At 74.4% G+C, this 6,000-nt stretch carries 7 protein-coding genes; 5 read left to right on the top strand and 2 right to left on the bottom strand.

Features of this window, described 5'->3' with window-relative positions; translation table 11 throughout:
• Both NCC78_RS07370 and ispF read left to right on the top strand, forming a co-directional pair.
• Nucleotides 1–479, top strand: a 479-nt coding sequence (locus NCC78_RS07370) for an IspD/TarI family cytidylyltransferase (protein WP_250792690.1), incomplete at its 5' end; no start/stop codon positions are given.
• Between the two features lie 16 nt (nucleotides 480–495).
• Nucleotides 496–978 (top strand): 2-C-methyl-D-erythritol 2,4-cyclodiphosphate synthase, encoded by a 483-nt coding sequence (gene ispF, locus NCC78_RS07365; protein WP_250792688.1) that lies wholly within the window; start codon nucleotides 496–498, stop codon nucleotides 976–978.
• A 45-nt stretch (nucleotides 979–1,023) separates the two neighbouring features.
• Here the strand turns inward: ispF and NCC78_RS07360 are convergent, their stop codons facing one another.
• Nucleotides 1,024–1,539, bottom strand: coding sequence for a hypothetical protein (locus NCC78_RS07360; protein ID WP_250792686.1), 516 nt, complete (start codon nucleotides 1,537–1,539; stop codon nucleotides 1,024–1,026).
• A gap of 184 nt (nucleotides 1,540–1,723) precedes the next feature.
• Between NCC78_RS07360 and NCC78_RS07355 the strand changes: the two genes are divergently transcribed.
• The 3 genes from NCC78_RS07355 (at nucleotide 1,724) to NCC78_RS07345 (ending at nucleotide 4,748) form a co-directional block, all read left to right on the top strand.
• The gene (locus NCC78_RS07355) at nucleotides 1,724–3,079 is read left to right on the top strand and encodes a BTAD domain-containing putative transcriptional regulator (RefSeq protein WP_250792683.1); all 1,356 of its coding nucleotides are present in this window, start codon (nucleotides 1,724–1,726) and stop codon (nucleotides 3,077–3,079) included.
• Between the two features lie 80 nt (nucleotides 3,080–3,159).
• Nucleotides 3,160–4,185, top strand: a complete 1,026-nt coding sequence (locus NCC78_RS07350; protein ID WP_250792681.1) for a tetratricopeptide repeat protein — start codon at nucleotides 3,160–3,162, stop codon at nucleotides 4,183–4,185.
• Nucleotides 4,186–4,343: 158 nt separating this feature from the next.
• Nucleotides 4,344–4,748 carry a hypothetical protein gene (locus NCC78_RS07345; protein ID WP_250792680.1) on the top strand — a complete coding sequence of 135 codons (405 nt, stop codon included), beginning with the start codon at nucleotides 4,344–4,346 and terminating at the stop codon, nucleotides 4,746–4,748.
• On the opposite strand, the gene NCC78_RS07340 is transcribed toward NCC78_RS07345, so the two are convergent.
• Nucleotides 4,745–5,911, bottom strand: coding sequence for a homogentisate 1,2-dioxygenase (locus NCC78_RS07340; RefSeq protein WP_250792678.1), 1,167 nt, complete (start codon nucleotides 5,909–5,911; stop codon nucleotides 4,745–4,747). The two genes, NCC78_RS07345 and NCC78_RS07340, sit on opposite strands and share 4 nt — an antisense overlap.
• Nucleotides 5,912–6,000 lie beyond the last annotated feature (89 nt).

Below are 6,000 nucleotides of genomic sequence, written 5' to 3'. Positions count from 1 at the left end.
TCGCCCCGGTCGCCCCGGTGACCGTGGTGGCCGGCGGCGCGGAGCGGCAGGCGTCGGTGGCCGCCGCCCTCGCCGCGGTGCCCGCCGGTCCGGAGATCGTCCTCGTGCACGACGCCGCCCGGGCGCTGACCCCGCCCGAGCTGGTCGAATCGGTCGCGGCGGCGGTCCGGGCCGGGCACCGGGCGGTGATCCCGGTGCTCCCGGTGGTCGACACGATCAAGGAGGTCGGCGCCGACGAGGTCGTCCTCGGCACGGTCGACCGGTCCGCGCTGCGCGCGGTGCAGACCCCTCAGGGCTTCCGCCGGGCGGTGCTGACCGCCGCGCACGCCGCCGCCGGTGATCCGCTCACCGACGACGCCGGCCTGGTCGAGAAGCAGGGCGTCCCGGTGGTCTGCGTTCCCGGCTCCGAGTACGCGCTCAAGGTCACCCGACCGTTCGACCTCGCGCTGGCCGAGCATCTGCTGGCCACCGGCTGCTGACGCGTACCCTCTGGTCATGATCGTTCCCCGGGTGGCCATCGGCACGGACGTGCACGCCTTCGCCGCCGGCCGGCCCTGCTGGGTCGCCGGCCTGCACTGGCCCGACCAGGACGGCCTCGCCGGGCACTCGGACGCCGACGTGGTCGCGCACGCCGCCTGCAACGCGCTGCTCTCCGCGGCCGGCCTCGGCGACCTCGGCGCCAACTTCGGGGTGGGTCAGCCCGAGTGGGCGGGCGCCTCGGGCGTCACCCTGCTCACCGAGAGCGCCCGCCGGGTGCGGGCCGCCGGCTACACGATCGGCAACGTGTCGGTGCAGGTGATCGGCAACCGGCCGAAGATTGGGCCGCGCCGCGAGGAGGCCCAGCAGGTGCTCTCCGCCGCCGTCGGGGCGCCGGTCACCGTCTCCGCCGCCACCACCGACGGCCTCGGCTTCCCCGGGCGCGGCGAGGGGCTCACCGGGATCGCGGTGGCCCTGGTGTACGAGGCGCCGGCCGACTGACCCCGCGCCCGCCCGACGCGGGGCGCGAGGCCGTCGGCGGCCGGGTCAGTCCACGTCCGTGCAGACGTTGTGGGTGGTGCCGTGCACCATCGTGATGGTCTTGTCGTAGGTCGGGGTGAACTCGACGACGAACTGCCCGTCGACGATCCACAGGCCGCGCGGCAGCGAGCCGGCGTTCTCCCGGAAGCCGAGCAGCACCGGCCCGGTCACGTACCAGGTCATCGAGCCGTCCTGGACGTACTCGACCATCGAGGTGCCGCTCGCGTCGGCCGTGGAGGTGGCCCCGGTCTCCAGGTTCGTCACCCTGTTGATCAGGTCACCGGTGAACAGCTCCCGTCGTGGGCTGCCGTCCGGGTAGGTGTCCAGCACCAGCTTGCGGACCTCGTCCACGATCGGCTCGACGCGTACGGCGAAGTCGCACCGCGCCCCCGCGGGCTGCTCGAACGCCCCCTGGGGCGCCGGCACCCAACCACCGGTCGCCGACGCGGACGCGGCGCTCGGCACGGTCGTGGCGAGGGCGATCGCCGTCAGCGCCGTTCCGACGCTCCTCTTCCAACGCATGATCACTCCAACTGGATCGATGAGCGGACCGGACCAGGATCGCCAGCCGCGCTCACCACGTCCTCACCGTGCACGTGCCCGCAACCGGCCGCCACGCCCGCCCACCACCCTGTCGCCGGGGGCGGTTCACCATCGGCTGACCGGCCCGACAACCGTCGGCGGGGTCCAGGTGGTCCCCACAGACATGGAATTCCGACTGCTCGGTCCGTTCGAGGCGCGTCACGACGGCCACCCCGTCGAACTCGGCAGCCGTCGTCAGGAGCGGTGTCTCCTCGGCGTCCTGCTGCTGGAGGCGGGGCGGCTGGTCACCACCGACCGGCTCATCGACCTGCTCTGGAGCGACCGCCCACCGGCCTCGGCCCGCAGCGCCGTCCACACGTACGTCGGCCGGCTCCGCGTGTCCCTGGCGCCGTACGCGGTGGGGATCGCCACCCGTGGGGACGGCTACCTCGTCGAGGTGGACGGGCACCGGGTCGACGTGGCGGACTTCCGCGACCTGGCGCACCGGGCCGGGGACACCACGGACCCGGGCGAGCGGCTACGGCTGCTGGACCGGGCGTTGGCGCTCTGGCGGGGTCCGCTGCTCGCCGACACGGCCGATGAGGAGTTGCGGGAGAGGCTGCACGGCCCGGTCGAGGAGCTCCGGTTCACCGGCGTCGAGCTGCGGGCCGAGGCCCGGCTGGCGCTGGGACAGCACGCCCGGGTGATCGGCGAGCTGACCCCGCTGGTCGAGCGGCACCGGACCCGGGAGCAGCTGGTGGCCCTGCTGATGACCGCCCTGCATCGGGGCGGGCGTCAGGCCGACGCGCTGCGGCTCTACCGGAGCACCCGGCAGGCGCTCGTGGACGACCTCGGCGTCGAACCGGGGACGCGGCTGCGGGAGGTGCACCGATGGATCCTCCGCGACGACCGCCGGCTCGACCGGCCAGGGCGGCCGGTGTACGAGGTGCGGGTCCGCGACGAGGCCCTGCCGTGGAGCGTCGGCGGCCACCCGGCGCTGGAGTTCTGCAACACGTTCGCCGGGTGGGGGCACGAGCCGCCGCTGCCCGGCTCGGAATGGCTGCGCGGCTACCGCACCCTGGCGGTCTGGACCGGCCATGTCGGACTGGTCGACGAGGTGGCGGTCGGTCGACTGCTGGAACTGGCCCGGCGGGATCCGGGCGGGGCCGACACCGTCCTGGAGCAGGCCCGTGCGCTCCGTGCCCGGCTGTACGCCTGCCTCACCGATCCGGGTGACCGGCGGGCCTTCGACGACGTGGCGCGGCACGCCGAGGCCGCCGCGAAGGCACTGGTCTTCCGCCGCGACGCCGACGGCGGCGGGCGGTGGTGGCCGGACCTGGCGGCGGGACTCCGGCTGCCCGTGCACGCCGCCGCGTGGAGCGCCGCCCAGCTGCTGGCGGACCCGCGCCGCCACACCGTCCGGGTGTGCCCGGACGAGCGGTGCGGCTGGCTGTTTCTCGACGACAGCGCCATGCGGCGCTGGTGCAGCCTCGCCACCTGCGGCCGGCCGCTCGCCGGCGCGCCCTGCCGCAGCGCCTGACCGGCCGCTGCCGACCGGATCGGCCCCGGCGGGGTGACGCTGCTCGGCAAGCCGGGCGGCGGCCGGCTAGGCTCGCCGCGATGTCCAGCGACGCCACCTCCGACCGCTCCGCCGCCGACGGCTACCTCCAGCGCGCCCAACTCCTCGCCGAGCTGGGTCGCTATGACGAGGCCGCCGGTGAACTCGCCTACGCGATCGCCCTCGACCCGGCCGACGCCGCGGCGCTGACCATGCTGTCCCGGGTGCACCTCGCGGCAGACCGGCCGGCCGAGGCGCTCACCGCCGCCGACGCCGCCCTCGCCGTCGCCCCGGACGCCGTGCCGTCGCTGGTCGCCCGGGGCCTCGCCCTGGCCGACCTGGAGGAGTACGCCGAGTCGGCGCGTACCGCCGACCGGATCCTGGCGCTCGGCCCCGACGACGCGTACGCCCAGCGCAGCGCGGCGGCGATCCTGGCCGGCGCCCGCAACGGGCAGCCGGCGCTGAACGCGGCCTGGCGCGGGGTGGAGCTGGCCCCCGAGGAGCCGCAGGCGCACCTGGTGCTGGGCCTGGTGGCGGCCAACATGGAGCTGTTCGACCTGGCCGAGCGGGCCTACCGGGAGGCGCTGCGGCTGGACCCGCAGCTGGCCGAGGCGCGGCACGACATCGGCGTGCTGCGGCTGGAGCAGCGCCGCTGGAGCGAGGCGTTGGAGCACCTGGCCGAGGCCGCCGCGATGAGCCCGGGTCGGGTGGACTCGGGCCGGACGATCTCCGCCGGGCTGCGTCAGCTGGTGGTCTACGGCGCCGGCTGGACGATGGTCACCGCCGTGCTGATCGCCTGCCTCGCACCCGGCAGCGCAGGGCTGTCCCGGTTCGCCGCGGCGTTCGCGGCGCTCGGCGGGGCCCTGGTGGTCTGGCGCTTCGCCGCCAAGCTGCCCGGCCTGACCCGGACCATCCTGCCCGGCCTGCTGCGCTCCGACCGCACGCTGGCCCTGGCCGTCTACGCGGCGGGCGTCGCGCCGGCGCTGATCCTGCTCTACGCCCTGGTCGGCACCCCGTGGCCCCTTGTCCTCGCGATCGCCACCGCCACCCTCGCCGAGCTCGCCGTCTTCTCCCGCACGACCGCCTGACGCCGGACAGCCCCTTGCCGTCGGCCGCGACAATGTGCGCATGTCCGAGATGGCCCCGTCAGAGCGCCGCTTCCTCGGTTGGCTGATCGTCGTCGGCATGCCCGTGTTCGGGGCGGTGATCGACGTGGTCGTTCTCTTCGTCACGGATCCGGACCCTGGTGGCCACGGGCGACATCCCGGACCCGCCAGCACGGACGGGGTGGCGCCGCATCCTGCTCGGCGCGCACGACGGTGGGGTGGACGTCGTCATGACGGCCCTCGCGGCGCTGATCGTCCTCGACCGGCTGGCCGACCCGGGCGACGTGCGGCTCGGGCAGCTCGTCGCCCTGACCGCCGCCGGCAGCTACCTGCTGCCCAACCCGGTCGGCGGACTGCTCTGGCTGCTACGCCGGGGGCGGAGGGGCAGCCCTGACCGGCGTGGTTCGGCATCGCCGAAGGAGACCGACCCCGACCGGAACGACCAGCCGGACCAGGTCGGGGTTTCGCCGGAGCCCGACCGCGGAGGGATCAAGCCTGACCGCCCGGAGCGGGCGGGCTCCGGCGAAACCCCCGACAGCGACTAAGGGCGACGCGCCCAGGTCCAGGCGTAGGCGTCGTCCTCGCAGGCGGCGGCGTCGTCGCAGAGGTCCAGAGGGCGGAACGTGTCGACCATGACGGCCAGCTCGTCGAAGAAGTCCGCGCCGATGGAACGCTCGGCGGCGCCCGGCTGGGGGCCGTGGGTGAAGCCGGACGGGTGCAGCGAGATCGAGCCCTGCTCGATGCCGGAGCCGCGCCGGGCCTCGTAGTTGCCGCCGGTGTAGAAGAGCATCTCGTCGGAGTCGACGTTGTGGTGGTTGTACGGCACCGGGATGGCGTCCGGGTGGTAGTCCACCTTGCGCGGCACGAAGGAGCAGATCACGAAGTTCGGGCCCTGGAAGGTCTGGTGCACGGGCGGCGGCTGGTGGATTCGGCCGGTGATCGGCTCGAAGTCGTGGATGGAGAAGGCCCACGGGTACAGGTGGCCGTCCCAGCCGACCACGTCGAACGGGTGGTGGGCGTAGACGTAGCGGGTCCAACCGCGACGGTGCCGGACGAGCACCTCGACGTCGGTGTCGTCGACCAGCAGGGGCGCGTCCGGCCCCCGGACGTCCCGCTCGCAGTACGGGGAGTGCTCCAGGAACTGCCCGCGTACGGAGAGGTAGCGCTTGGGCGGGCCGATGTGCCCGGACGCCTCGACGGCGAGCAGCCGGGTCGGCTCGTCGCCGGTGGGCACCAGCCGGTGGATCGTGGAGGTGGGGATGACGACGTAGTCGCCGGGCACCGCGTCCAGCACGCCGAACGTCGACTCGACCCGCAGGGTGCCCGACTCGACGTAGAGGCAGTGGTCGCCGGTGGCGTCGCGGAACAGCGGCGACGGCCGGTCGGCCAGCACGTACGCGATCCGCACGTCGTCGTTGGCGAGCAGGTACCGCCGGCCGAGGATCGGGTCGGCGCCCGCGCCGTCGAGCTTGTGGGTGCGCAGGTGCCGGGGCTTGAGCGGCAGGTTGGGCACCCGGGTGACCGCGGGCGGGGTGAACTCCTCGGCGGCGGTGATCGCGGTCGGCGCGTGCCGGTGGTAGAGCAGCGACGAGTCGGAGGAGAAGCCCTCCTGGCCCATCAGCTCCTCGGCGTAGAGGCTGCCGTCGGGTTGGCGGAACTGGGTGTGGCGCTTGCGGGGCACCTCGCCGACGCTGCGGTAGTAGGGCATCTCGCCTCCCGATTCGTCCCGTTCACCGGCCGATGGCGTCCGATAATCGGACGCTGTTGTCCGTTCCTTGTAGCGTCCCGTAAGTTCTT

Source organism: Micromonospora phytophila (genome assembly GCF_023656545.1).
GTDB lineage: Bacteria > Actinomycetota > Actinomycetes > Mycobacteriales > Micromonosporaceae > Micromonospora > Micromonospora phytophila.
The sequence above is the reverse complement of the archived record's forward strand: the minus strand, read 5'-3'. Positions and strand labels throughout refer to the sequence as shown.

Coding starts and splice junctions, on each gene's coding strand:
- NCC78_RS07355 (WP_250792683.1), top strand. CDS start 1,724: ATGGAATTCCGACTGCTCGGTCCGTTCGAGGCGCGTCACGACGGCCAC.
- NCC78_RS07340 (WP_250792678.1), bottom strand. CDS start 5,911: ATGCCCTACTACCGCAGCGTCGGCGAGGTGCCCCGCAAGCGCCACACC.
- NCC78_RS07360 (WP_250792686.1), bottom strand. CDS start 1,539: ATGCGTTGGAAGAGGAGCGTCGGAACGGCGCTGACGGCGATCGCCCTC.
- ispF (WP_250792688.1), top strand. CDS start 496: ATGATCGTTCCCCGGGTGGCCATCGGCACGGACGTGCACGCCTTCGCC.
- NCC78_RS07350 (WP_250792681.1), top strand. CDS start 3,160: ATGTCCAGCGACGCCACCTCCGACCGCTCCGCCGCCGACGGCTACCTC.